Here is a 26991-nt window from a genome sequence, read left to right as displayed (position 1 = left end):
TTATCGTTCACATTGGGAATTTGATTGTGAATCAACACGTAGCCTATAGCAACTGTGGGCATTGTACCATTGATAACATGCAAAGATAGCTACTCCAGCTAACCCTACTATACTAAACAAAGTGACAACTCGATTTTTCCGCCCTGCTGCTACCAACTTTTCTTGTTGGTGTTCTTTCTTTTCTTGCTCAAGACGAACTTGCAGTTTTTGACTCTCCCGAATGTACTCCTCAGCTACCCCATTCAACATTTGCCAATTGCCAAATTTAGTTAAATATTTTTTTGCTACTGTTAATCTGCCATCTTTTCTGAGAAAATCTGGGTTTTTACCTTCCTTCTCCCATTCTTGAGCTTCTGCTTCAATCTGACGCTCAGTGCCAATTCCCAACTTATATTCCTTTTTCCACTCCTGCAACATTTGCCAATGGCGGATTAAGGCTTCGTGGACAACATCTAAAATCACATCCTGGGAATCCGGCTCATCCCTCTTTGTAATTAATCGTGCATCCTTATCGGCTAACTTCTCACTCACCTGTTGCAAAAGTTCCAAGGAATGATGGGAATTAACCAATTCGCATAAACGCACGCGCCGCCGTACATCTATGGTTTCTCCCATTTGCGTCAATTTCAAAAAAATTCGCCGCGCTACAGTTTTTTCTGTTAGTGAAAGACTTTTGTAAACTGCATCAGCGCGTTTTTGTAGCGTTCCTTCAACCCCGCCTAAATTCTCATAAGTTTTCAGCCAGAAAAAGTCATCACCTTGATTTCTCGACTCACGCCACAATTCTGTTAAGGTATATTGCAGCAAAGGCAAACTTTCGCGGTAATCCTCAACATCATTAATTAGTTGCTGTTTTAATCTTCCCTCTATGCCTAATCCTACCCAATCAGCTGGTTTAGTAATCGCTTCTTCAATTTCCTGACGGTTGAGATGTCCGACGTTGATGTAAGGTTTATGGATTCTCCCGGCAAATTCAGGATATTCTCGCCATCTCCCCCGAAAATCCGATCGCATCCCAATGAAAATATAGAGGTTATCTGTACAGTCAATTAATTTCAGCAAACAGTCAAAGAATGCTTGACGCTGCCTGTCATCGCATATAGTAAAGCATTCTTCAAACTGGTCGATAATCAAAATGACTGGTGTGTTTAATGCTTTTAACCTCTCACCGATGACATGAGCAAAATCACCCCTCCCCAACCCTTCCCTTGGCAAGGGGAGGGTGCGCGACAGCGCGGGTAGGGTGTCTTTCATATCCCTGGCAAAAGCCTCCTCTAAACTTTTAACAGGAGATTCTTTAGGCGTAAAGGGAGTAATATAAGTCCAGCGATTGCTCCCTGGAATCTTTTGCCCTAACTTCATCTGGTAGAGTAAACCAGCCCGTAACAAAGATGATTTTCCACTACCGGAAGCTCCTAATACTGCAATTAGGCGATGCTTATTTTCTACCTGTTTAATCAATTGCTCAGTCAGCGTACTCCGCCCATAAAAAACCTCAGCATCTTCTTGTGTCTCCTTAAAATACGACAGGGAACGATAAGGACACTTATCCTGAAAGCTTTTTTGAGAAAACTTAGTTGTCAGCAGAATTGCTCGTGGGGAATTGGCAATTAACGGATGCTGGGATGTACTCTGCATTCGGCGTGTAATGAAATCTTCCAATTTGTGGCTATTGATCATCTCATCTGAGTCATTTTCGGCTTTCAATCCTTCAAGTAACGCCTTCGTCAACAACCCCTGCTTATGGGGAATTTCTATACCAGTTTCGTAGGAACGGGTTGCAGTAATTAAACAGTAGTCTTTATCTTTAAATTTATTTTTATTTTTGTCAAAAAATGTTATCAATTCACCGCTATAGCAGCAATCTAGCCAAACAACGACTTGTTTAGCCGGACTTTTTAGCAACTGCTCTCCCAACCAATTTAGGCGTATACCATAGATTTTTTTAGTAGGTAAGACATCACTCGTAGCTAGAAATACTTCCTTCTTCCCGTTCACAGTTTTGCACCACCCATGTCCTGAAAAGAAGAATAATGCTGTTTCTGGCATTTGGTTAGGAGGATTAAAAAGATTAGTAATCGCCATTGTCAAGTCTGACATCTTTACCGTCCCGTCGCGATCAATTTTACTTTCTCCCTTCGGGTTTAAAGTTCCAGGTAAACACTCAGTGCGACAAGGTCTATAACCGTATTGTTCTAATTGTTGGGCAATTTTCTCTGCATCATCTGCTGCTGCTGTTAGCTTGCTTAGAGTGGTGGACTCTGGGTAATAATTAATTCCAATAATTTGAGCAGCCCATTCCGATGCCATTTTTATTACCCCACTAACCATTAGAATTTTTTGTTGAACTGTAGACAAAATCTGTCCACAGTTTTAATACCTAATTCACAGCATTCTTTAGTTTCTACGGAAAATAACTAGAAAACCGTGCAATAAAATATATTCATTTACGTAACGAAACGTATAATAAACAACATTTTATTTAATAGATTATTCTTTACAGACATAGAAAATCAAAACTGAACATCAAATATCTGTTAGAATTATCGCACTTAAATTAAGTTTATACTAGTAGTCCTAGTAAGTTTGGTATAAAAACCTATGAACGCAAAGGCTGACAATATTATCACTCTCCTCGCTTTTCTCTTGGCGTTTCGAGACTTAGAAACCCCCTTTGGAGAACAAGAGAAACAGAATTTAAAAGAAGTTGCAAAGCAATTATACACCCAACCCAAAGCTTGGGAAGACTATATTAAAGGACTTTTATTAGAAATAATTACCCCAAATCCTGACTTAAATCAGTCTTATCAATTTTATAAATCTCAATTAGATAATCTAGAAGAAATTCCTGATGATTTACTTCCTAATGAAGCAGAAATTAGTAGACTCAATGCTCTTGACAAGGCTCCAATAACTAGAGGCTTTAAACCAAAAGATGAAGCTACAGGCTACGAAAGCCAACTCAATAATGTTGTAGTCATTGTTGGTAGTTCTGAAAAACCAGAAGAAACAGTTAAACAAGCCACATTTTTAGAAAAATGCAAACAAGTTTTATCTCAATCCAATCAATCAAATTAGTTTTTTCCTTGTCATGAGCGATTTAATCTATCCTACACTTGATTTATTTTTATATGCTTTAAAAACTTCTTTAAATACAACTGATGCAGAAACCCAAAAAAACAAAGCAGCTTTTTTAGCTCAATTACCCTCTGATACTCAATTCCACGATCCTGATATTGAAACCGAGTATTTAGAGATTACCCATCCTACTCAAATTAACTTGATTTCCCAGAATAAAACTTTAGAAGGATACTATTATGCTGTTAGATTAAATGACACTTATGGCTTACAACTTGATTGTTCTATTAATAATCAAACCGAAACTCAACCAGCTGAGTCTTTTGCAACCTTAAAAACTGAAATTGAACAAAAAGTCAATAAAGAACTGGTAACAATTGGAAAAACCTGGTTGCTTTCTGGTTGGCTACCAGAAAACTCGTCTCAAAATCCTGAAGATATTGCCAAAGATTGCTATTATGCTTTATTTAAAGATACTTATTGGCAACCAGAAAAAGGTACTTTTTTAGATGGGAAAGTTTTTGAAGTAGGGCGATCGCAAAATATAAATCAGAGTGGAGAAAAAGTAACCACTCATTCAAATAATCACGAATATCATGTGATTATTGCTATTTATCCTCATCGAAAAAGCGCAGAACAAGCTGCGAAATTTTATAAAGATTGGATGGGGTTATTTTGTTATCGAAGTAAGATTTCGTGGGCTTATTGGCAAAGTCGTTTAGTCAAAGAATCTCTGCTCAATCATTATAAACAGATTGAAGAAAATAGAAAAATTACCAATCAAAGTAATTCAAGGCAAGAAAAGCAGAATCTTACAACTTCTCGCAAGATTTTAAATAATATTGATAACATTCTCCAGCAATACACAATCGACTTACTCAACTTATCTTTTCAAAAACAAATTATTGAAATTAATTTATCTAATTATCAACTTCGTTTAGCTTTGATTAAAGAAAAAGCAGGTCAAAATAATCAGTTAGATTTTTTAGAAAAATTTAGCGGCATAGCCAACAAAAAATACTTACCACAAATTACCAAAGATATCGAAAATATGCAGCTTGGCTTGCAACTTTTAGAAGATACAATTAACTCTACTCGCAGTCGCATAGAAGTCGAAAAATCTGAACGAGAGCGTAACTTTCAAGAACTTGTAGCTGTTGCTGGTGCTGGTATAGCAACCGTATCTCTGCTAAAAGACCCTGCCAAAGATTTTTGTAGTAAAGAAAGTATGAAAGATATCTTTCCTAAAATTCCTTATTTTTGCGACTACCCTTTCAGTTCCAGTCTGATGGTTGGAATCATTGTTGGTTTTATGGTTTGGTGGCTAAGAAAACGAGTGCGATAAACGAAGCTTAAGCCTTCTCCTTCTCCCAAAGGGAGAGGCTACGCCAATGGAGACGCTAGCGCGAACGGCTATCGTGAGATAATTTAATATCCTCACTAGTCGAATTTCTTGGCTAATCGACTAAAATAAGTTTTTTGTAAACACTACTGAGTATTGCGTAAGCGCAGCCCAACCTAAGCATCGCTATTTTTTAACCAACATTACCCGCAGCTAACACTTGTTCAACTGTAAGCACAATTTTTGGGAAAGTTGCAGACACAATTTGCTGATTTTTGCTAAACTCTTTTTCCTCGTACAATCCATCTTCCAACAATAAAATCGTAATTTTTGACTCTATTGGGTCTACAATCCAATACTCAGGAATTTCTAACGCTGCATATTCAGAACGTTTATATCGATAATCGCGTTTTACTGAATCAATACTGACAACTTCCACTACTAATAACGGCACAGACTGACAAACAGCAGACTCATCAAGAAATTCCATCACCTGTTCAGCCGTGACAACATAAACATCAGGCAATCTTGACTTTTGCCATCCCGTTCTTACCCCCGCCTCTCTAAAACATAGCCAAGGTAAACTCAAGCGATTGATTTCTGTATCAAATGTCTGTTCTATGAATTTAGCAAGTAGTAAATGTCTAAAAGTTGGTGGATTCATGCGTTCTAGTTTCCCATCCACCAACTCATAACGGCTATCAGTACCATCGTCATAAACGAGATATTCTTCAAAGGAGTATAAACGCTCTGTATTTGTCTGTGTCATCGCGCTACTTTATAAATAAAGGTTTTTTTGAGGTAGTTCTCAAAAAACCATGAGCAATTGCACATTGGCTTATAGTAGCGCTAACCCTGCAAACTGTGCATGAATAATTCGATAAGCATGATTACCGTGTAACCAAAAACTACGGTTAATTTATCAATTACATGTATTTAATGCCTAAAAGCAGGTATTATAAGAATTTATAAGAAATCAAGTCTTAATTCTTTTAGCTGGGTTGGAAATGCATTTAGTCCCGGTAGATAGACTTTATGAAACAGGCGTAACTATTTATTTTAACTAAGACCGCCATGAACCCTAGTTTTTTAACTGCCCATACTCCAACCACGATCGCTATTGTTGGCGGAGGTTTTAGTGGTTCTCTAGTCGCTACCCATCTATTGAAGACTGCCAACCAACCTCTCACCATTAAGCTGATTGAGCGTAGCGATCAAATGGGCAAGGGAATTGCCTATAGCACAGATACCAATTGTCATTTGCTGAATGTATCGGCAGGCAACATGAGTGCATTTGCCCATGATCCGGGGCATTTGTTACGTTGGCTTCAACACAACCGCGATGAGTTAACAGCATTTTTGCCCCAAAAAGTCAATGCCAGTACCTTCATACCTCGTAAGGTCTATGGTTTATACATTCAATCAGTTTTGGCAGAAGCAGAAGCCACAGCACCTAGTGATGTGCGACTAGAACGCTTGACCGATGAAGTGGTAGGTGTACAGCCTGAAGAAAAAGGCGCAATGATTTCTCTGCGTAGTGGTCGCTGTTTTGCCGCAGACAGAGTTGTGTTGGCATTGGGGAACTCACCCTCTGCACCTCCCGCCATTGAAAACGCAAACAGTAATGATGAAAGTTATCTGCGGAATGCTTGGTCAGCCGATGCCCTAGCAGACCTTGATGCTGATGCGCCTGTGTTGCTAATTGGTACGGGATTGACGATGGTGGATATGGTTTTATCTCTGGGCGATCGCCAACATCGGGGCAAAATTTATGCTGTGTCCCGACGAGGATTATTTCCCCTCAAACATCAAGCGGCTCAACCTTATCCCTCCTTTTTGACCCCAGAAAATTTACCAAAAAGTGTACGCGGCTGGTTACATCGGGTGCGTGCCGAGGTGAAAATTGCTGCTGCCCAAGGCTATGACTGGCGAGCAGTAATTGATTCTCTGCGTCCCATGATTCAGAAAATCTGGCAAAAACTACCGACCGAGGAACAGCAACGTTTTTTGCGTCATTTGACACCTTATTGGGATGTGCATCGTCACCGCATTGCCCCAAGAGTGGCGGATGTTGTCACCCAAATGCTAGATTCTGTTCAACTCACCATTACCGCAGGGCGGATTCGGGAATATCAAGCTTTGCCGGAGGGTGTAGCTGTTACCGTGTGCCAACGCAAAACCCAAACTAATAATATCTTGCACGTCAGCCGGGTGGTGAATTGTACGGGGGTAGCAGCAGATTATCGCCGATCGCCTCATCCTCTGATTACTAATTTGCGATCGCAGAAATTAATTCGCCCCAATGCCATCGGTTTAGGATTAGATACAGATACCCACGGTGCTTTATATGCAACAGACGGTAACGTTTCGACGCTGCTTTATACCTTGGGAACTCCCCGCAAGGGCGACTTGTGGGAAAGTATTGCTGTTCCAGAATTACGGGGACAGGCGCAGGAATTAGCTAAGGCGTTGTTGCAGTCGCTACCAGTGCGTGTGCGGACTATTGTGACGATGCCTTTGTTAAGCGTAACTGATGGCAGTGCAGAGATACCCCAGTCAACTTTCCTATTTCGGCAATTTTTTGACCCTGAAACTAGTAGTTACACTTATTTAATTGCCGACCAGCAGACAGGAGATGCTGTTCTAGTTGATCCTGTATTAGAGCAAGTTGACCGCGATTTGCAATCATTAGGTGAACTGGGATTAAAGCTACGCTACTGTCTAGAAACTCACCTTCATGCCGATCACATCACAGGGGCAGGCAAACTCAGGCAACAAACAGGCGCTCAGGTAATTGTTCCCCAGAATACTGCTGTGACAAAAGCCGATCACTCCCTTGTCGGTGGCGAAATCCTAGAGGTGGGATCGGTAATCATCGAAACAATTTCCACACCAGGCCACACCGCCAGTCACGTAGCATATTTGGTAAACAAAACCCATCTGTTAACTGGTGATGCCTTATTTATTCGTGGTTGTGGACGCACAGATTTTCAGGGAGGCGATGCTGGAACTTTATACGATGTGGTGACACAACGCTTATTCACCTTGCCAGATGATACTTTGGTATATCCTGCCCATGACTATAAAGGGCGTACTGTTTCCACCATTGGCGAAGAAAAGCGGCTTAATCCCAGATTTAGCGATCGCAGTCGTAGTCAATTCATTACCATCATGAATAATCTCAAATTGAGTTATCCCCAGAAGATGAATGCAGCTGTACCTGCGAATGAATACTGTGGTGATTTTATTCCTCAAGAAAGCTTAGACTCCGCTACAAGTTCGGCAACAGATGAAGAACAGAAACAAATAGAACTCACTGTCATGACTAATACAGAAATCTACAATGATTACTTTGCTATGTATATCTAGAGCAACGTTTTGTCCAAAGTCCGATTAAGCATGAATGGATTGAAATAGATGCTTATTCTAGCTGGCAAACTTTTATTGCATCTATTGAAAAAATCCTTAGAGGATTTGGAAAAAACTATGTGATTAATTTTGTTTAATTACTTATCAAATAATGCACCTGCTGCAATTCTAATTGCTGCGTCATGATCTATGAGCCTATCGTCAAGATCAAAAAGCACAGCTTTAATCACATAGCTAACTATAGAGGCAAAGCTGGAATAGTGTGTAGAATCTTCAAAAAAGATACATCTTAAAACACTTACCTAAACAGGAATACATTTAACAACTACAATCCTCATAGTATTCAAGTTTAAGATTAACTGCGGATTTATCAGCTATACCCATCAAAATTATCAGAGGCAAATTTATTACTGCATACTATAGTAAGTCGATAGAGTTACTATAATCTTCCAAGTCTTGCATCTCCAAAGCGACAGATGGATTTCTGTATGCCTTTACTTCGATCACATTTCCGCTCGGATCACTCAATAACATCTTCGCTTGCTCTGCGTTGGTACCCACGCCAGAAACATTTGGCTTTACCTTGAACTGAACCCTCATTTCATCAAGGCGAAGAGCAAGAACCTCCCAATCACGCCACGCCAAAATCGCCCCGAAGTGACGCACGCCATGTTCTATCGCCGGTAACACTTCAGAAGGTCGTTCATGCAAAGTAATCTGGCCTTCAAAGAGAAATATGTCGATCCACTTGTCACGGACACGACCGACCCTAGCACCAAAAGTGGTAACATAAAACTTTTTAGCCTCTTCAAGGTCTTGGACGGGGAAGGCAAGATGAAAGATTGGGCGAAACATCACGAAAGTTCCTCCTAGTTAAATGGCTTGGAGTTTTCCAAAAAACTATCACCGAATATTGGCTATGTCAAAGGGTATTATACGTCTTTAAAAACTATTAAAACCTTACTATAACTAACTTATGGCGTGTGATTGCTGTCTCCAAAAATTAGCTAACTTATACAATACCTTCCCTGACTGTCTAATGAGTGTTGTGAGCTAAAAAATAGCACCTACCAGCAGTAAAAAGTTAGTGATAGTAAAGTTATCTTGTCATCGTCCAAAACGGCATTTTCCTGATGCTAAACGAATAATTGTGGAATGTGAGCTAGATGAGTGTATTCATTACGAAATAACATCAGTAGTGCTGGTAGACACTAATGATCATGCAAGTGGACGCTAACACAGTTCTTTGCATTCCCTCTCTACTGGGTTTAGGAAGGAAAATTACCACATTAGGTTAAAATTTTTCCACCCAGGGACGCAATTCTACTTCCCAAGTCCAAGCATTGCGAGGTTGGCTCAGAATGTTCAGGTAAGTTTGAGCGATCGCATCTGGATCAAGTAAACTATCTGGTTGATTATCTGGTTCTATCCGGGTAGCAGAACGAATTCCTCCATCAATCACAAAATGCGCCACATGGATATTCTGAGGAGCCAATTCACGGGCAATGCTTTGAGCCAAACCCCGTAAAGCAAATTTACCCATTGCAAACGGTGCAGACTGAGGATAACCCTTAACACTGGCGGAAGCACCTGTAAAAAAGATAGCTCCCCCACCCACAGCTAACTGACGTTTTGCCGCCGCTTGTGCAACTAAAAAGCCACCATACGCAGTAATTTCTAGTGTTTTGGCAACATCGGCTGCGTCAAGTTCCACAAATGAACCCCGAACGCGCCAGCTAGGATTATACACAACCAATGTTGGTACTCCTAGTTTTTGTTCGACATCTGTAAATAGTTGTTCAACTTCATCTAGTTGAGAAGCATCAGCAGTAAAACTGACGGCTCCGATTTCATCAGATAATGCTTTGAGCTTATCAATTTGTCGCGCTGCTAAAGCAATAGCAAAGCCTTCTTTTGCCAATAAACGGGCTAGTGAAGCACTGAGTCCACTACCAGCCCCAACAATCAATGCAATATTTGCCATACCTTTGATTTCTCCCTTGTGATTTGAACTATAATTTGACCAAACGGTCACGAAATACTTCAAAAGCAGTTATGACATTCCCCCTTTTCGAGGGTACATACAAAAAAACCTGTAAAGATATCAAGAATTACAAAGGGTTAAAACAAAAGTAGAGCCAATAGCCAATATTGATTTAACAACCTCTGGCTCAATCCCTAAAGGCTTTAAACAAGTAATTTGATTCATCACTTCGAGCATACTATATTCTTTAATATCAAACCCTTGTTCATAAGCGAACTGTTTCACATGGTCGATGTTTTCAAAGTGATAATTATTAATAGCTCGACCTGAGACATTACTTGCAGTTTGATTGAGTCTTTGCAACCCAGGACTAATTTGCCGTAGTTGATTCAAGCCATCAAAAGTGGTTAGGTCATGTGTAATCCATACACCGCCGTAAACTCGCAGCATCTCACGAACATTAGCAAACACTTTTTGCTTTTCTGCTAAGGTTAGGTCTGTTAATAATCCTTCGCATAAAACAACTATAGGTTGGTTTTGATGTAAATAATTTACATTCAAAGGAAACTGACTAGGTTGATTAGTAGCATCAATTGCTTCAAAATACAAATTCTGCCGTTCTCCAATCAATCGTTTTACGAATTGCTGCTTCTGACTAATCATTGCAGGTAAATCACTTTCAACAAAAGTGATATTTTGATTTTGAGACATTGCCATACCACGAGGCAATAATCCAGATGCTAACTCGATAATTTGGGTAGTCTCAAATTGCAAGTGTTGAGATATTACTTGATTAACAGCTTTGTAACGAGCCTCAACAAGAACAGAAACTTCACTCGGCTGACTTAATTTTTTTTGTTGCAGTTGTTCTATGAAGCTTTCGGCATTCACTAATTGAGATAATTCCTTGCCATAGGGGATATCAGTAAACTGCCTAGTATAAGCTACCATCAAAGCTGTTGGACTAATTGCATCAAAAGAGCTTGTTTGTGATTGAACCATCTGCTACCTCACATATAGTTTTTTATCTGATATAATTACGTATTTAATACATAATACGGTAAAACTATTGACTTAGCGTATTTGCCAAACACAGTTCTTAGGGAAGGTTTCAACCTTCTACCTGTTCTATCTCTACACCCGTTCCTTGGTCTAGTTCTATGAACTTTGGCCCGGCGATCAAAACTACGATCATCATTAAAATACTCGTCACCATGATGATGCTCACGACGCTGGGATCTTCAAAATTACTTGTAGCTACTAACAATGCTGCGGCAAAATTACGTTGAGCTGTTCCGACTCCTAGCACTCGTTGAGTATCGATACCAGGGCCGCCCAAAAGATAACCCACGGTAAAGGAGAAGACTATGAAAACGGCACAAACTAAGATTGCACCTGTTTGTAATAAGCCAATGATATCGTTAGTGTGAACTATCAGCCTGACTACCAGACCTAAAAGCAATCCAGCATTAGATAATTTGAACAAAATTGGCTGGATAATGGGGGCGATCGCACTCAATTTTGCTTTGATGAATAACCCAATAATCAATGGGCTGACCATCATTAACAATAAGGGTTTGGCAATGTCCCAGGAGTTAATTTGTACACCTTCCACCACTAAGGGCAATACAATCGGCATATAAAAAATTGTGCCCAACATTAGCAACATCATTAACCCCACCGAGAAAGCTATATTGCCTTTGACTATGTGGGCAAGTTTAGGTAGTGCTGGAGGCCCTGATGCTACTGCCATGATCAGTAAGCCATCTCTGAGTGGTTCACTTAAATGTACTACTTGCAATAGTAAATATACAAAAAGTGGCACCAGCACAAAATTTGTCAGCAGCGATGATATGACTAAGCGGAGGTTGCGGAGTGGTTCCCAAATCTGTTGTACAGTTAGACTTAACCCTGCACCCAGCATGGTGAACACGATAAATGTGAAAAGTGCGAGTTTGTCGATTAATGACAAGATTTCGTTCATGATTTTTTATCTTACGCAGAGACGCAGAGGCGCGGAGGGGCGGAGGAGGGAGTGTAGGGAGTGTGGGGAAAAAGAGAATTATATGCTTCCCTCTCCTCCCACACTTCCAATGCCCACTTGCCCTGAGCGAAGTCGAAGGGATGCCCAATCCCTATTACTTCAATTCCAGGGTGACTTGCTGTAAGTTGCCGGTGAATGCAAAGGGTGTTTGGTAAGTATCTACCGCAGGTGTACCAGTATCTTGACCAACATCAAAGGTTTCATCTAAACCAAATCGATAACCTATGGTTTTATCAATGCGGCCTTGGGCAACCTGCTGATCATTAATCAAGAGCTTACCAGTACCACCTGCTCCGGGAGCGCCGCCATCATAAGTAAAGTCAAATTTGATTTGGGATTTACCGATCGCAATTGGTTGGGAAGATTGAATGATTGTGTGATCGCTATTTAATAAGTTGTAAGCAAAGGTGGGTTTACCTTCTTTCAAAAAGAAACTCCAACCCGCAAAACGTCCGCCTTGGGTGACTAAAACGCCTTCAGTACCATTTTTGGCAGCATCCACATCGGCAGTGATGCTAAAGGAGCGATTCTTAATATTGGGAGCGCTACCTTCGGGAATCCCTGCAACAGATGTGTAATAAGTAAAGCTATTGCGTCCTGTGATTAGGTTGGAACGGATTTTAACATCAAACCGTTGAAGTAAGCGATCGTCCAAGGGTAGAACTTTGTATTTCTTTGCTTCCTTGAGAAATAGATTTTGTAATTCTGCTAACTTGTCAGGGTTCTGCTTGGCTAAATCGTTGGCTTCACTGAAGTCTTTAGTAATATCGTATAGTTCCCAATTATCTTCATCGAAGGTAGTTTTGGAGACACGCTCCCAAGGTAAGCGTCCATGACGGGCGGCTGCTACCCAACCTTGATCGTAAATGCCACGATTGCCATACATCTCAAAATACTGGGTTTTGTGATGGGATGGTACAGCAGGATCATCAAAGCTATAGACAAGGCTAGTACCTTCGATGGGTTGTTGTTCTGCACCGTTGACAACCTCTGGTTCTTCAATCCCCACAGCTTCCAGAATTGTAGGCGCAATATCAATTACATGATGGAATTGGCTCCGTACTTTACCACGATCTTTGATGTGTTTGCCCCAAGCCACAACTAAACCATTGCGGGTTCCACCGAAGTGAGAAGCAATTTGTTTTGTCCATTGGAAGGGGCTATCTACTGCCCAAGCCCAAGCTGCATGAAAATGATTGAAGGTTTTTGGCCCACCTAAATCATCTAAAGCCGCGAGAACTTCTTGAGGACTTTCTGCTATGCCATTAAAGACTTTTAATTCATTAACACTACCTGTTAAGCCGCCTTCAGCACTCGCACCATTATCCCCGGCGATGAAAAAGACTAAGGTGTTATCCAATTCACCCAGTTGATCAATCGTGTCAATGACTCTACCAATTTGTGCATCGGTATGGCTGAGGAAACCTGCAAATACTTCCGCCTGACGCGCATAAACTTTCTGCTCGGTGGGAGTGAGGGAATCCCAAGCCGGGAGTTCCGCTGGGCGAGGAGTCAGCTTAGTATCGGCAGGAATTACACCAAGGGCTAGCTGACGAGCAAAGATATCTTCGCGTAATTTATCCCAACCTTGAGCAAATTTACCCTTGTACTTATCGATCCATTCTTTGGGCGCATGGTGTGGGGCATGGGTAGCGCCAGTGGCAAAGTAGGTAAAGAAGGGTTTATCAGGAGCGATCGCTTGTTGGGTATGAATCCACTTAATTGCATGATCTGCTAGATCGGGGGTGAGGTGATAATCAGGGCGATCACTTGGTTTCTGAATATGTTGGGTATTTTCCACCAAAGCTGGACTCCATTGATTGGTATCACCGCCCAGAAATCCATAGAAGTACTCAAAACCTAAACCTGTCGGCCAGCGATCAAATGGGCCTGCCGCACTGGTTTCATAGTCTGGGGTATTGTGCCATTTGCCAAAGGCCGCCGTGTTATATCCATAATTTCGCAATACTTCAGCGATCGTTGCCGCACTTCTAGGTAAAATCGCAGTATAACCTGGATAGCCTGTGGCTAACTCCTCAACCACACCTGTATTCACAGAATGATGGTTGCGTCCCGTGAGCAATGCGGCTCTGGTAGGAGAGCAGAGTGCTGTAGTGTGGAATTGGTTATAACGCAATCCTTTTTCTGCTAGACGGTCTAAATTAGGCGTATCGATCAGACCGCCAAAGGTGCTGGTTTGTCCAAAACCGACATCATCAAGCAACACCAGCAACACGTTTGGTGCATTTTCTGGAGCCTTAATCGGTTTGGGGAAGTCTGGTTCAGATTCTTGGTAAGTAATGCCAATTTTGCCTTTAAAAGATGGTTGGGGTAATGGCAATTTGTCGCCATAGTCCGCCCAAGCAGGTAGAGGTAGGAGGCTAGAAAATATTAGCATCAGGGCTGTCAAAAAGGCGATCGCACCAGAAGTTAACTTGAGAGATGCATACAAAGAATCTCTCTTGTGAGGATCAGTCAGTTGTGCCATTATTATTCCTCATCAAAGGTAGTGTGCTGGAAACCAAATTTTTAACTAGCCGAAACCCGATATGAGTAGTTCCCGTATCCGGTGATTCTGACTCCCGCGCCGCCGGACGGAAGCGGCTACAGTAATTGGGAGCGCACAGATATGATCCCCCCTTAATTACGTGTAACTTTGATTCATCTGGCTTTTTGGGATCAAAGCTTTGATTTAAGGCAATAGGATTAATTTGATGGGATTTGCGATCGTGTCCGACTTGAAAGAAATCAGTAGTCCATTCCCAAACATTGCCGGTCATATCATAGAGACCATAACCATTGGGTGCAAAAGAACCGACGGGAGCAATGCCCAAGTGACCATCGGCTTTGGTGTTGAAAAAGGGAAAAATTCCTTGCCAAGTGTTGGCTCTATGTTCAGAATATTCATTGCCCCAAGCATAGGTTGCACCATCCAAGCCACCACGGGCGGCATATTCCCATTGAGCTTCGGTGGGTAGGGATTTTCCTGACCATTTGGCGTAGGCTAGGGCATCTTCGTAAGCTATGTGAACAACTGGATAGTTGGATTTGCTAGCAATCGCACTGTCTGGGCCAAAAGGATGTTGCCAATTCGCGCCAGTAGTCCAATGCCACCAACTCAAAAAGGAAACTTGCTTGACACCTGGTTTTGCCATCTCAAACACTAAAGAACCCGGTAATCGCTGCTCATCAGGTAAATCGGGAAACTGTTCTTCAGATAAGGGACGCTCTGCAACTGTCACATATCCTGTGGCTTTGACAAATTCACCAAATTGTGCGTTTGTTACCTCATATTTATCAATACAGAAGTTAGTCACCGTTACATCTCCAGGCGATCGCTCCTCCACAAAACTGGAATTATCAGACCCCATTTTGAACGTTCCTCCTGAAATCATCGCCATACCTTGGGGACAGGGATTGACTGTGGCTGCCAATGCGGTTGGATTGATGAATAAGAGTGCGATCGCTATTCCCTGAATGAATATTAATGTGAGAAAGCAATATTTTTTTTCATCCCTAATATTCTCACTTTTGCTATTTCTAATTGAATACCTGTAGTTCATCAATAAGATTCAACTTTTCTTAAAACTTATATCATTTTAGATTTTAGATGAACAATCCCCCTTTTCGTTGTATTTTTCAGTAATCTATTTCTCGCATTACATTATTTCTTGTCGAAAAATCCGTATTTTATACCAATAAATTTTCAGAAAATTTTCAATCTTTGATACTATACAAAAACTATTAACTCTAAACTCAGGCTAATTTACAATAAATATCTTTATTTCTGTTAAGGGACTTCCAAGAAATAAATTACCAAAATAAACCTAGATACATTCGCGGAGTGTCTCGTTAAAGGCTACCACAGAGGCAAGGCAGCGCGGTCTTGGGGAGCCAATGCGGTCTTGGGGTCTCCCCAAGTGGAGCATCTGGCGTGGTTTCCCCCATGAGCGACTGCCGCACAGAGAAATAAGGAGGAGAGAGTTTTTTAACTATTTTTTATTTGGAATTTCCTAAAGTACTAAAAATCGATCAACTTACCGATGTTTTATCTAATATTGATAAATTACATCTTGTGAAAACATAAGTCAAGCACTATATATATTTAGCTACGAAAAAGCTTAACACCACCTCAGTGAGATATTGGTGTAGCCACAAAACCAGTTTTGATACCCCTCTTAAACCCAGTTTTTTCATAAAACTGGAGTACTTGCTTGGTTTGACTTCCACTTAGGAGCATTACTTTGTAACAATTATGACTCTATGCAGATTGTAACGCATGATGTATCAGGCACTTTCTTACACCTTGGCGACGATAATCGGGATGAGTAATTACATTCTCAATTAGTCCATAGGGACGAGCGCCTCGCGTCAGATTAGGGACGATCACCAAAATACAAGAGGCAATTAAGTTTCCCTCCCAGTCTGCTACAAAGTAATTAATCTTGCGATCAGCTACGCTGGGCGGAACGCCATCGCTCAATATTTCGTTCCATATTTCCTGAAGAGTTGATGCGTCAGGTAAGGGAGCATCTGTTGGGTTCAGATGTTTGTACAGTACAGGTCTAGCAGTGCTGATAATTCATCATCCTTAACGCTGCGTATTGAAATATCCATAATTTATGTGAGGTTTTAAATTGCTTTGTAAACCCATATTTCAAACTTAGCTTCAGAGGAGAGATTAGTTTTTAAAGAGCCATAATGATTGATACAAAATTCTTCAAATTCATTTATTACTTGATGAAATATATCATCTGATACTTGCCAACATAAACCGTATGCTCGTGCTTTGAAAAAACTTAGTATCTCTTCAACCGTATTGCTAACTCTCCATTCCTTAGCTACGAAATAATTTGATACGTAACCTTTTCGCTGTAAATATCCTTCTACATCTATATTTTGTATTGCTATATTAATACTTGGCGATTTTTGCTTTGCTCCTTCATACTTAGATAATATATCTCGAAAATATCCTTCAAATTCTCGTCTGGCTGGTGGTGTAATCCACTGACAATTGAGATAAAAGCCTCCAGACTTTAGTACTCGTTCAATATTGTCTAAAAATACTCTCCAATCAGAGACAGTATGGATCATGTGGACAGTCAAGACAACATCAAAACTGTTATCTGGAAAAGCTAATTGTGAAGCATCACCGTAGATCAGGTTCAAATTAGGAGGAGTGACATTTAATTTTTGACGGAACTGAGCAAGCATTTCTTGAGAAGCATCAATTCCTGTCACAGAATAACCCCGTTTGACAAGAGGAATAACATTTAATCCTGTGCCAACACCTGGTTCTAAAAAAGAGGTTTCAGGCGTGGCACAAGTCAGCTTAAGAATAAAATCGGCAACTTCCTCTGCAACTGATTCTGTTAGCCAGCGTGTTTGGTCATAGATTTGTGCAATATAGTCATAGTAGTTGGATTTTTTCATATCTATAAGGTTCAGTCGAGCTATACCTTTGTATTTAATTTATTTTCCTTATATTGTGGCAGGAGTATAAGCAATTGATATCAATGAAACTACCTTCTAAACTAATTTTTTAATCGACCCTATCTCTTAATCCTCTTTTTTTGGTGAAGGTATTGCTGAGTAAAGGTATTTTACTCAGCACTCCCATAACACCGAAAATCTGTTTAAACTGTGACTCTTGTACCGTCAAATTTGGTGAAGGTGAAGCCATTGAATATTTCGTTATAACCCAGTCTCTCATCCCTGAGCAGACTAATAGCAACCTCTTCTCCTAAAGCCAAACCATCAGAACCATCTGAACGCCAATGAATACCGCCGTGACCGCGACCAATAGCATAGTTAGTTGCTAGTTTATTCAACTCTCCACCCACAGTTAGTGGTGGGCCACTGTAAGAAATTACTTTTGTTGGGTCATTGGGATCAAGCACTACTGGTGAGGGGATAACAAAGTTTTCATCAAAAAACGCTTTTAACAGTGTGACATTGACACCAGAATGCTTTTACCAACGTTGCCTATTGCTTGAGCGACTTCTGAGGCTGCCTGTGTGACGGCAGCAGGAACTAGCACTGACAGCACCACATCAGATTCAATCACCAGTTGTTTGAATGAACTTGAAAGAAGTTATTTTTTCTCCTTCGTAAGCTAGGGCTTGGTCGCCTGCTTGGGCAAATGCTTGGGCGAGTTCAACTAACTTTTGTCGCTCTTGATCGTTAATGATACCAGCCGGAGGTGGCATTCGTTTTTCTTTAATTTGGCGCACCGTTTCGTGTCGTAAGGAGAGCGCTTGATTTGGATAACTCAGCATTACTAAAGGATTTTGCTTGGCCGCGTTGTCTGGACTATGACAAACAATACAAGCGTGTTGACGTAAATTAACCTCAAATGCCCGATAAGCAGCATCAACTTTAGCAACGTATGGGTTCGATGGAGAAAACAAACGAGTATACAGTGTCACATAAGGTTGTTTCTGACCATGAGCATCATTCCAAACCCAATTACCATCCCATACATGATTTACCTTTGGTCGTTGTGGGTCAACCACAGCTGAACGCAGCGCCCCTTTAAGCTTTTTCTGTTCTAGAAACAGAAGTAATTCAGTACTTTGCTGGTAAGAATTCCACTTTTTCGATGAGTGCCAAAAAGGATAAGGATAAGCACCAATATCAAGCTGATTACGGAACTGAATGGGAAGGTGAATCACAATTAAATTGTTTACCTGTTCAACCTTTGGTTCACCTTTGAACATAAAAGTAGCTAGGTAAATGCGACGCCAAACTAATGGATTAAATTCAGTTGTTTGATTATCTTTGAGATTATAATTACCGACTTTGCTTTGAGCGCCCCACAAGAAGGGTGCATTCATGGTTTCGCGGAGGGTTGTTAGCTTAGCGAGTTTGTCAGCGCATGAGTTGAAGGCAGCTAAATTTTTAGCATCAGAGACAACGGGACAAGCAGCAATAATTTCTTTACCGATTTTCTTAGCTAGTTCTATGTCCGGCGATGCTTCTTGTGCTGATACTATATTTTTGGGATTGAGTGCTTGTGTTGTAGATATCAAGAGCGCGATCGCTACCGCTATGCTCAATAACATAAATCGCGTAGGCGCAGCCCGCACTTCTCTACGAGACGCTGCGCGAACGACAAAGCTCAGTGACCACCGCAGGCATCGAGAGTAAAATCTCCGAAGATCAGACATTGTAGAACTCTGAAACTAAATAGGATTTAAGTAAATGTAGAGACGCGAAATATCGTGTCTCTATATTTTCTAAACAGTCAAAGCTTTAAACTGTGATTCTTGTACCATCAAACTTGGTGAAGGTGAAACCTTCAAATTTTTCGCGGAACGTTAGCTTTTCATCTCTGAGAATGCTGATGGCGATCGCTTCGCCAAGGGCCAACGACGCTGCTGCATCTGTGCGCCAGTGAATCCCAGCACTATCACGACCCAAGCCAATATTTGCCGCCAGTTTGTTCAATTCGCCGCCCACGGTCAGCAGTGGGCCTTGATAGGGAATCAACTTGGTGGGATCTTTGGGATCGGGTACCACCGGATTCGGAATCACATAACTCTCATCAAATAGTGCTTTCAAAATCGTGACACTGGCACCTGCAGACACCGAAGCGCCCCCTGGATAAGAAGAGTGGAATGGTGCCCCTTCAGGAAAAGCTTGCGGTAGCAGATAGGATTTGTTTTTGCTGAAGAAGCGGTCTAGTACTTCTGACTTGAAAACATCGGGGTGAATCGGATAGTTTGTTTTATTCACCTTGTTGTTGTGAACCAACCCACCATAAGCCTCTGCTCGCAGACGACGGTGAACATAGTACTTCTGCCAATAAGCCGCTCTGATTGCATGTGGAGCAACCCAAGCGATGATAGATTGTGAATACCCTGGGCCAAATGTCGCAGAACCACTCGCTTGGGTGTTCGAGTTGTTATAAGGATTACCGGGATTGTAAGGTGAGCCAACGCCACCAGCTAGGAGGTCATTAATGACTGGCTTGGCGAGTAGAATTAGAGCAGCATTTGCATAGACGGGTGGTGGCGTGTGGGCAATCTCTGACTGGTCGCGCCCATTAATAAAGTAACGAGGGGTTGGGTCAAATTTAATCGTTCGACCAGGATCGCCACCATTTTGTACCAGCAACCACTCGTTATAGTTGGTTTGAAAACTGTTTTCGGGAATAGCTAGGGGAACACGGTTAAGCTGAACATAACTCTGTGTTCCTGCGGGCACAGGACGCAGTAAAAACTGGGAAACGTATGGTCCCACATCTACCCCTGGTAACGTGTGGTAAGTTGTTCCACCAGAGGCATTAACGTAAATCGCGGTGCCTCGAAATAGGAGTTCGGGTGTAACCTGTCCGTTCTGTTTAGGTCCTTTGAATGCTGACAACCGATTCAGATCCTGAACTGCTGCCAGAATCAGCGGGTTAGTTGTATTATTGCGGAACTCGCTAAAGGGTACATCCTGCAACAGTTGTTGCCAAGCAATTTCGAGGAATTCAGCCGCCTGCTCTGCACTATCGAGGGTAGGTGGCACTGGAATTGTCAATTGGGTCGGATTCAGCCCACTCAAGCTAACCGCTAATGGACCGAGGGGTTGTACCAGCTTCCGTTTGCCACCCAGGATGATATTTTCATACTCATTGGGATCATCGGAGTTCAACGCATTAATAAAAGATTGATAAGCCTTCAGATCCACTTCGCCCAGCTTGTTATGCGGTAATCCTCGTGTATCCGTCGCAATTTTGTTAGCATACTTCGCCTCATCTCCATTGGTGGGATGAGGAGGAATAGGAACTTCCGAATTAACCTTGGCTGCTCTTGTACGTACTTGAAAAGCTCTATTACGAAAGTTGCTATAGTTAAACGTTGCAGGAGTAAACGTTGCAGGAGGTCTTTGGGCCTGAACAACATTTCCTCCTTTCTTCAAGGAAAGGGATGAGCTGAAAACCCCTGCCACAACACTAGCTGCACTAAACAAACCGGCGCGACCGAGAAATGAGCGTCTGCTGGCGTAACTACCAAAGAAACGTTTGCTAGCTACACGGGGTTGTTTCAGTTTATCTATTTCGCTATTAGCCTGAGTATCTTGTTCGGAACCTTGATGAGAATTTGGATCTAATTGCATGAGATGTTCTCCACTGGAAAAAAATAATGCAAAAATCTAGTCATAAGTGAATACATGAGCATCTGAAAACTAGAACAACTAGCCACACACGAAATGCTCACCTCTAGAGAAACAGGGAAATCGAACTAGATTTGGGATGATATCTGGGGTTACTTTACTGAAAGGTAACTTACATAGGAGCGATATCAGTTTGGTTAAGCACTTAATAATATCTGTAGGTTGGGTTGAAGAACGTAGAACCGAATGCGAACAGCATCTCGTAGAGAAGGGGCTTCCCGCAGGGGAACCCAACATTTAATCCTTATTCATGTTGGGTTTCACTGCCGTTTAATCCAACCTAAATTGATATATTTTATTAGAAGTAATCACCCAAACTTGATATGATTCTCCTGACAGTAATATCGGCATTCAGTGCTCGTATGATGCTTTGATCGCATGGCTGTTATACTTTTGTAGTTCTAATCAGTGCGATCGGATGTTGCCGAGATTAAAGCACAGCTAAAACCACGGCTTGCTTCCAGTCAAGCTATATAACACGGTAAATCTATCGATTTACCGTATTTATTAGATATTAAATCAGACTTTCTCACAATCGCTGATAAAAATCAAGAGGTCTTTACAATAAACTTAGCAAGAGCGTGAAAGCCCTAGAGGAACAGACGCACAGCGTCATATTCTCTGCTTGAGATTTTCTCTTCCGTACACTGAAATGAGCGATAAACGCCACAGCCAACAAAAAGAATCCCAAAGTACAAACGCCTGATTAAAACGTATTTCAGGTAAATTAAGTATACGGGTAGGGACACAGCCATGTTCCCTACGATTATCTGTACCTCACCCTGCGGGTTCAGCAGTCGCTCATGGGGGAAACCCCCAAGACCGCGCTGCTTCACAAAGTTGCTGTATATCTAGCTATTTATTTAGTTGCACTAATAATTAGGTATGCATATTTTCAGAAAGACTGTATAATATATATAATACTTTAAACCGACCGACAAGCTGTAGTATCTTATATAACTGATGTAGATACCTGCCAGTGAATTATTTAACTGCACTAATCAGAAAACAGAATGGTTTCTTTCATCCATAGTGGGCGATGGCTCACGAACAGCTTCTGTTTTATTGCTTTAGGTTGAGTTGTGCAATCTAATAGTCTGGATTCACGATTATTATAAGGAAAAAATTTCATGAGCAACATACAACTATACTTCGCCAAAGCCTCTACCTTCTCTCAACGTACTCGTGTCGTCTTACTGGAAAAAGGTATTGACTTCACCCCGATAGAAATTGACTTACAAAATAAACCAGATGGGTATACGCAAATTTCGCGCTATGGTAAAGTTCCAGCTATCAAACATGGGGATGTTGAAATTTACGAGTCCGCTATTATCAATGAATATTTAGATGAAGTTTTTCCAGAACCACCTTTGTTACCCCGCGATCCCGCAGCTAAAGCGATCGCTCGGATTTGGATAGACTACGCCAATACTCGCTTTGTCCCAGCTTTTAACAAATTTCTGCGTGGTAAAGATAGCCAAGAACAGGAACAAGGACAAAGAGAGTTCACAGAAGCACTTTTATATATTGAGAAGGAAGGATTAGGCCAAGGTGATTACTTCTTAGGAGATCAGTTTAGCCTAGTTGATATCAGCTTCTATCCTTGGTTTGAACGTTTACCACTCTTAGAACACTTCCGCAAATTCGCACTACCGGCAGAAACACCTCGTTTGCAGACATGGTGGAATCTGGTACGCGATCGCTCCTCAATCCAAGCAGTAGCAAACCCTGTGGACTTCTATTTGCAAAGATTCGCCAAAGTTCTCGGTGAACCTGTTCCTGTTGGTGCATCTCAAAAATAGGACACAATGGAAGTGAATCATTAAGTGTTAAGTATTGACCAAAAATTAACCAAAATCCAAAATGGGATGACCTATGAGCTTAAATAACCAAGTTCTAGATAGACCGATTTCCCAAGAACTGCCATACGTAGAGGCTAACCTCAGTTACCTGATTCCAATGGCAGAAAAACCTGTTAACTATATTTACGAACCGCCAGCCGGGATTCCTCGCACAAATGCAACTTATCAGACGCACAAACTGCCAATTTACAACGCTCGCTCCATCTCAGAGAACATCTCGTTAGATAGAGAAGGATTCGCCTTTACTGGACATAATACTAATGTCCGCGACTTTTACGATGAAGACGAAGTACGCCGAGTCTACTATCCAGAAGCCGAGCAATTGTTAAAAGAGGTGACGGGTGCAACAAAGGTAGTGATATTCGATCACACCCTTCGTAATGCTGGTAACTCCAAGCCAGGTGAAAATAATATTAAGGAACCTGCCAAGCGCGTACACAACGACTTCACTGCCAAATCAGGCTATACTCGCGCCCGTTTGGAATTAGCAGCGCGAGGTATAGAGGATATTGATGCGCTACTAAAACAACGATTTGCCATCATCAATGTTTGGCGAGCGATCGCACAACCAATCCAAGAGTCACCCTTAACAGTGTGTGACGCACAAAGCATTGCAATAACTGACCTTGTAGCTGGTGATTTAGTCTACCGCGATCGCGTCGGTGAAACATACGGAGTCACGTATAACTCCAAACATAAATGGTTCTACTTCCCGCAAATGCACAGAGACGAAGCACTATTTATCAAATGCTTTGACTCCGCAGAAGAAGGACACGCCCGTTTTGCCGCCCATACAGCCTTTGAAGACCCCACCAGCCCAGCCAACGCTCCTCCAAGAGAAAGCATCGAACTACGAACATTCGTCTTTTACCCCGCATAGATCGCAAAAACTTGTCTCAAACTCCTACTCTCTGCGCCTCTGCGTAAAATAAATTACAGCAGTTTTCATGTATTTGAACCACACCTGTCGTCGGGGCGCAAGGCCTTGCGCCCCTACCCTGTGGTCTATTTACTAGGTAGGAATTTAGCTTTTGGTTTGCTAATCTAGCGATCGCCCACATAAACTAAAAATGAGCCAAATTGTAGAAGAAGTTCTGGCAGCTAATCTTAATTACACTGATAAATTCGGTGATAAAGGTAATCTCATCTCACCATACCCCCATCTCGTCGGTTTGCAATTCTCACGTGCATGGATGCTCGACTTGACCCAGCTAAATTTGCTGGACTAGCTGAAGGAGATGCCCATGTAATTCGTAATGCAGGTGGACGTGCTAGCGATGATGCAATTCGCTCTTTAGTGATTTCTTACAAATTACTTGGTACGCGTGAATGGTTTGTAATTCATCACACTAATTGCGGGATGGAAACCTTCACTAATGAAATCATCAGTAATTTACTTTCTAGTAGCCTCAAAACAGCCAAGCTAGATGAAATAGGTTGGTCAGATATTGGATTTGGGTTAGGATCAGGCGAAGGCAAGTTTATCAATTGGTTGACTATTGATGACCAAGCCAAAAGTGTCTATACAGATGTACAACGGATTCGTTTGCATCCATTAGTTCCGAATGAAATTCCTATCTATGGCTATATCTACGATGTTAAAACAGGGCAATTAATTGAAGTTCTTGAAGCTACTAAACTTGGTCAAGCTGCGTAGTTTTATTGTGTAACGTAAAAGTAGTATTTAATGAAGTAGCTATTTGTGTAAAAACCTGCTTTGCTGGTGAAGCGTATTCGCTTATCGCAATCGGATTTCCAGTATCACTACCGCTACAAATGCGGGGATCAATGGGAATTTGTCCCAACAGAGGCGCTTGTAATTCTACGGACAGTTGTTCGCCACCACCACTACCAAAAATCGGTGTGCGTGAACCACAATCACCACAAATTAAATAACTCATATTTTCAATGATGCCAAGGACAGGAACACCCACTTGGCGAAACATATATATATTACGTCGTACATCGGCAACAGCCACTTGTTGAGGAGTTGTCACTAAAATGACTCCACAAATTGGGCTTTCTTGGATAATTGTAATTTGAGCATCACCTGTACCGGGAGGTAAATCTATCAATAAATAATCTAATTCCCCCCATTCCACATCTTGCAAAAATTGCGTGATAATTTTATGCAATACAGGCCCCCGCCATGCCAAAGGACGATTTGCTTCTGCAAGTAAACCCACTGACATTATTTTTATTCCCTGAACTTCTAGAGGTAAAAACTTATCACCAGTGGGAGTATTAATCACTTGAATATCAGCTTGTCCTAAACCCAACATTTGGGGAACATTGGGGCCATAAATATCAGCATCTAATAGTCCTACTTTTGCACCTTGTAATTTTAAAGCTGCGGCGATATTAACGGCTGTTGTGGATTTGCCCACACCACCTTTACCACTAGAGACTGCAAGAGTTGTTTTAACACCGGGAATTGTACAAATTTGAATATAAGTTTTTTTACACCAAGATAGAGATGATAATTTAGATTTAATTTCTGGCTGTAATTGGTGCTGATGAAAACCAATATATAAACGTAAGTAAATATAGTCATCAACTATGCGTAAGTTTCGTACCATTCCTAAACTAACGATGTCATTTTTTAAAATAGGTTCAATGATTTGTTTGAGTAGTTGGACGACTTCTTGCTGATGGACTGTAGTCATATCTTCTGGATGTTAGAAAGGATATTTCTGTACCTCATGTTGGTGTAAGCTCTGTCTTTGTACACGCTGTTCGCGTTCGTAGATAATTTGAAATCTGATGTGTAACCTTTAATAATTTATGAGTATGTCTTATGCACTCGTACATTACCCCAATATTAACACAGAGGATATCAATAAAATAAGGCAGAAATATGACCCACAATCTGATTTAATTGAGCCACATATTACACTTGTATTTCCCATCATCAAATCTATTAATCAAAACAATCTCATTTTTCATATTGATAGTATCTTGAGTAAGTGGAAAATATTTCCTATTTGTCTCAAAGGATTACAAAAATCATGGGATGAGTATATGTTTTTAATGGTTGAAGAAGGAAAAGTAGATATGGTAAAACTACACAACGAATTGTATACAGGTATATTAGCTGAATATTTCAGGAAAAATTTACCATTCATTCCGCATTTAACGCTAGGAAAATTTACAAAAGATACAGATAAATTTTTGCAAGTGTTAGAAGAAGCACAACATTTAGATTTAAATTATCATTGTTTTGTCGATAAAGTTCACCTGATAAATATTGATGATAAGCAGAGGTCAATAATTTGGAGTAAAGAATTTGTATTGCGAAATTAGCAAAGCTTTGATCGGGTTGGCACTACTGAGTTACCAAGAATGATCGCTCTGATTTAGATCCTCTGCAAAACTTCTCTCACCCAAGCTTCTTCTTCGGACAATGCCTGCGGTTGGCTACGCCTACGCACTATCTTTAAAGGTTGTGAATAATCAATTGCCAAGTCAAATCTAGCACGTTCATAAACTTCATTTAATAACCTTTGCAAGTCAACTATAGGTTCAGGTTCTCCCTCACGCAAAGGTACAGGAAAAACAGGAATTGGGTTTTTTAAATCAAAAGTATATAAATCTGCGTCAGGCCTGTTGTAGCTGCGACTGACCAAGATACTATAACTATAATCTGTGGTTGATGCTGCGAAAATAGGCATTGGCTGCCCTTGTCTCAAGAGGTCAATTTCTACTAAGTTGGTTGCAGAAGCCAAAATTTTCTGTCGTTTGCTTTCGTAGGCGGCTCTACCTTCTTTGGAGCGTTTATTTTTAGGAGAAAGTATTTCAATCACAGCGACAACTTCTTTGGTTGGAGTTGCTCGTACCTCTAAAAATCGCTCAGTTATCTGTTCAGGTACAGGAACTTTCACTTTACTGGGTTCAGCAAGTTTCGCAGCAGTCAAAGTTGTACTGTTATCTGTAGTGTTACGTTTAGCAACTGCTACATCAGCAATTCCTACGAGTAAGACATCATCTACACTAGTGTAAACTCGCTCTTCAATGGAAACTCGGTATTTAGGGACGATTTGGGGAGTTAGGTCATCAGCGATCGCTACAATCAAACGATTGTGAACTTGATGCCAAAGTTCAGGCTGTTCCAAATACGGGTTCATTCCAGGAAATGGATTGTCCATTACAC

General features: G+C 41.2%; 23 protein-coding genes and 1 pseudogene. 8 read left to right on the top strand and 16 right to left on the bottom strand.

What is annotated here, in order from left to right:
- The gene (locus V7K60_RS27130) at nucleotides 1-2310 is read right to left on the bottom strand and encodes an nSTAND1 domain-containing NTPase (protein WP_334930119.1); all 2310 of its coding nucleotides are present in this window, start codon (nucleotides 2308-2310) and stop codon (nucleotides 1-3) included.
- Between the two features lie 291 nt (nucleotides 2311-2601).
- On the opposite strand from V7K60_RS27130, the gene V7K60_RS27125 reads away from it, so the two are divergent.
- Nucleotides 2602-3078, top strand: a complete 477-nt coding sequence (locus tag V7K60_RS27125; protein ID WP_334930117.1) for a hypothetical protein — start codon at nucleotides 2602-2604, stop codon at nucleotides 3076-3078.
- 13 nt (nucleotides 3079-3091) lie between these two features.
- A complete protein-coding gene (locus tag V7K60_RS27120; RefSeq protein WP_334930115.1) occupies nucleotides 3092-4423 on the top strand; it encodes a hypothetical protein in 1332 nt (443 codons plus the stop codon).
- A gap of 190 nt (nucleotides 4424-4613) precedes the next feature.
- Here V7K60_RS27120 and V7K60_RS27115 read toward each other — a convergent pair whose 3' ends face one another.
- Nucleotides 4614-5189 (bottom strand): Uma2 family endonuclease, encoded by a 576-nt coding sequence (locus V7K60_RS27115; RefSeq protein WP_334930113.1) that lies wholly within the window; start codon nucleotides 5187-5189, stop codon nucleotides 4614-4616.
- Nucleotides 5190-5494: 305 nt separating this feature from the next.
- Here V7K60_RS27115 and V7K60_RS27110 point away from each other — a divergent pair, with 305 nt between their 5' ends.
- Nucleotides 5495-7789: an FAD/NAD(P)-binding protein gene (locus tag V7K60_RS27110; protein ID WP_334930111.1), complete on the top strand. Its 2295-nt coding sequence runs from the start codon at nucleotides 5495-5497 to the stop codon at nucleotides 7787-7789.
- 417 nt (nucleotides 7790-8206) lie between these two features.
- Here V7K60_RS27110 and V7K60_RS27105 read toward each other — a convergent pair whose 3' ends face one another.
- The 12 genes and pseudogenes from V7K60_RS27105 to V7K60_RS27050 all read right to left on the bottom strand — a co-directional run bounded on the left by V7K60_RS27105 (nucleotide 8207) and on the right by V7K60_RS27050 (nucleotide 20922).
- On the bottom strand, nucleotides 8207-8644 hold the full coding sequence (locus V7K60_RS27105) for a VOC family protein (protein ID WP_334930287.1): 438 nt from the start codon (nucleotides 8642-8644) through the stop codon (nucleotides 8207-8209).
- A gap of 439 nt (nucleotides 8645-9083) precedes the next feature.
- Complete coding sequence (locus V7K60_RS27100; RefSeq protein WP_334930109.1) at nucleotides 9084-9773, bottom strand: SDR family NAD(P)-dependent oxidoreductase; 690 nt, start codon at nucleotides 9771-9773, stop codon at nucleotides 9084-9086.
- Between the two features lie 120 nt (nucleotides 9774-9893).
- On the bottom strand, nucleotides 9894-10775 hold the full coding sequence (locus tag V7K60_RS27095; RefSeq protein WP_334930107.1) for a class I SAM-dependent methyltransferase: 882 nt from the start codon (nucleotides 10773-10775) through the stop codon (nucleotides 9894-9896).
- Between the two features lie 109 nt (nucleotides 10776-10884).
- Nucleotides 10885-11757: a bile acid:sodium symporter family protein gene (locus tag V7K60_RS27090; protein WP_298905466.1), complete on the bottom strand. Its 873-nt coding sequence runs from the start codon at nucleotides 11755-11757 to the stop codon at nucleotides 10885-10887.
- 154 nt (nucleotides 11758-11911) lie between these two features.
- Nucleotides 11912-14305 carry an arylsulfatase gene (locus V7K60_RS27085; protein WP_334930105.1) on the bottom strand — a complete coding sequence of 798 codons (2394 nt, stop codon included), beginning with the start codon at nucleotides 14303-14305 and terminating at the stop codon, nucleotides 11912-11914.
- Complete coding sequence (locus V7K60_RS27080) at nucleotides 14289-15188, bottom strand: formylglycine-generating enzyme family protein (RefSeq protein WP_334930103.1); 900 nt, start codon at nucleotides 15186-15188, stop codon at nucleotides 14289-14291. Before V7K60_RS27080 ends, V7K60_RS27085 begins: the two co-directional genes overlap by 17 nt.
- An 890-nt stretch (nucleotides 15189-16078) precedes the next feature.
- Nucleotides 16079-16300: a GNAT family N-acetyltransferase gene (locus tag V7K60_RS27075; RefSeq protein ID WP_334930101.1), complete on the bottom strand. Its 222-nt coding sequence runs from the start codon at nucleotides 16298-16300 to the stop codon at nucleotides 16079-16081.
- Between the two features lie 149 nt (nucleotides 16301-16449).
- Nucleotides 16450-17250, bottom strand: coding sequence for a class I SAM-dependent methyltransferase (locus V7K60_RS27070; protein ID WP_334930099.1), 801 nt, complete (start codon nucleotides 17248-17250; stop codon nucleotides 16450-16452).
- 203 nt (nucleotides 17251-17453) lie between these two features.
- Nucleotides 17454-17783, bottom strand: a pseudogene (locus V7K60_RS27065) (twin-arginine translocation pathway signal protein); the annotation flags it as partial.
- Complete coding sequence (locus tag V7K60_RS27060) at nucleotides 17759-17884, bottom strand: hypothetical protein (protein WP_334823046.1); 126 nt, start codon at nucleotides 17882-17884, stop codon at nucleotides 17759-17761. The pseudogene V7K60_RS27065 and the gene V7K60_RS27060, both read right to left, overlap by 25 nt.
- Nucleotides 17877-18986 carry a c-type cytochrome gene (locus V7K60_RS27055; protein WP_334930097.1) on the bottom strand — a complete coding sequence of 370 codons (1110 nt, stop codon included), beginning with the start codon at nucleotides 18984-18986 and terminating at the stop codon, nucleotides 17877-17879. The genes V7K60_RS27060 and V7K60_RS27055 overlap by 8 nt, the downstream gene beginning before the upstream one ends.
- An 85-nt stretch (nucleotides 18987-19071) precedes the next feature.
- The gene (locus tag V7K60_RS27050; protein WP_334930095.1) at nucleotides 19072-20922 is read right to left on the bottom strand and encodes a vanadium-dependent haloperoxidase; all 1851 of its coding nucleotides are present in this window, start codon (nucleotides 20920-20922) and stop codon (nucleotides 19072-19074) included.
- 1187 nt (nucleotides 20923-22109) lie between these two features.
- On the opposite strand from V7K60_RS27050, the gene V7K60_RS27045 reads away from it, so the two are divergent.
- The 4 genes from V7K60_RS27045 to V7K60_RS27030 all read left to right on the top strand — a co-directional run bounded on the left by V7K60_RS27045 (nucleotide 22110) and on the right by V7K60_RS27030 (nucleotide 24498).
- Nucleotides 22110-22781 (top strand): glutathione S-transferase family protein, encoded by a 672-nt coding sequence (locus tag V7K60_RS27045; protein WP_334930093.1) that lies wholly within the window; start codon nucleotides 22110-22112, stop codon nucleotides 22779-22781.
- A 73-nt stretch (nucleotides 22782-22854) separates the two neighbouring features.
- Nucleotides 22855-23721, top strand: a complete 867-nt coding sequence (locus V7K60_RS27040; RefSeq protein WP_334930091.1) for a CmcJ/NvfI family oxidoreductase — start codon at nucleotides 22855-22857, stop codon at nucleotides 23719-23721.
- A gap of 190 nt (nucleotides 23722-23911) precedes the next feature.
- Nucleotides 23912-24070, top strand: a complete 159-nt coding sequence (locus V7K60_RS27035; protein ID WP_334930089.1) for a hypothetical protein — start codon at nucleotides 23912-23914, stop codon at nucleotides 24068-24070.
- Nucleotides 24031-24498 (top strand): beta-class carbonic anhydrase, encoded by a 468-nt coding sequence (locus V7K60_RS27030; protein ID WP_334930087.1) that lies wholly within the window; start codon nucleotides 24031-24033, stop codon nucleotides 24496-24498. The genes V7K60_RS27035 and V7K60_RS27030 overlap by 40 nt, the downstream gene beginning before the upstream one ends.
- Here V7K60_RS27030 and V7K60_RS27025 read toward each other — a convergent pair.
- Nucleotides 24476-25507, bottom strand: a complete 1032-nt coding sequence (locus tag V7K60_RS27025) for an Mrp/NBP35 family ATP-binding protein (RefSeq protein WP_334930085.1) — start codon at nucleotides 25505-25507, stop codon at nucleotides 24476-24478. The two genes, V7K60_RS27030 and V7K60_RS27025, sit on opposite strands and share 23 nt — an antisense overlap.
- A gap of 124 nt (nucleotides 25508-25631) precedes the next feature.
- Between V7K60_RS27025 and V7K60_RS27020 the strand changes: the two genes are divergently transcribed.
- The gene (locus V7K60_RS27020) at nucleotides 25632-26144 is read left to right on the top strand and encodes a 2'-5' RNA ligase family protein (RefSeq protein WP_334930083.1); all 513 of its coding nucleotides are present in this window, start codon (nucleotides 25632-25634) and stop codon (nucleotides 26142-26144) included.
- Between the two features lie 53 nt (nucleotides 26145-26197).
- On the opposite strand, the gene V7K60_RS27015 is transcribed toward V7K60_RS27020, so the two are convergent.
- Nucleotides 26198-26986, bottom strand: coding sequence for a DUF4058 family protein (locus tag V7K60_RS27015; protein WP_334930081.1), 789 nt, complete (start codon nucleotides 26984-26986; stop codon nucleotides 26198-26200).
- Nucleotides 26987-26991: the final 5 nt, after the last annotated feature.

This window comes from Nostoc sp., from assembly GCF_036917555.1.
Lineage (GTDB): Bacteria > Cyanobacteriota > Cyanobacteriia > Cyanobacteriales > Nostocaceae > Nostoc.
This window is presented reverse-complemented; position numbering and strand designations above follow the sequence as displayed.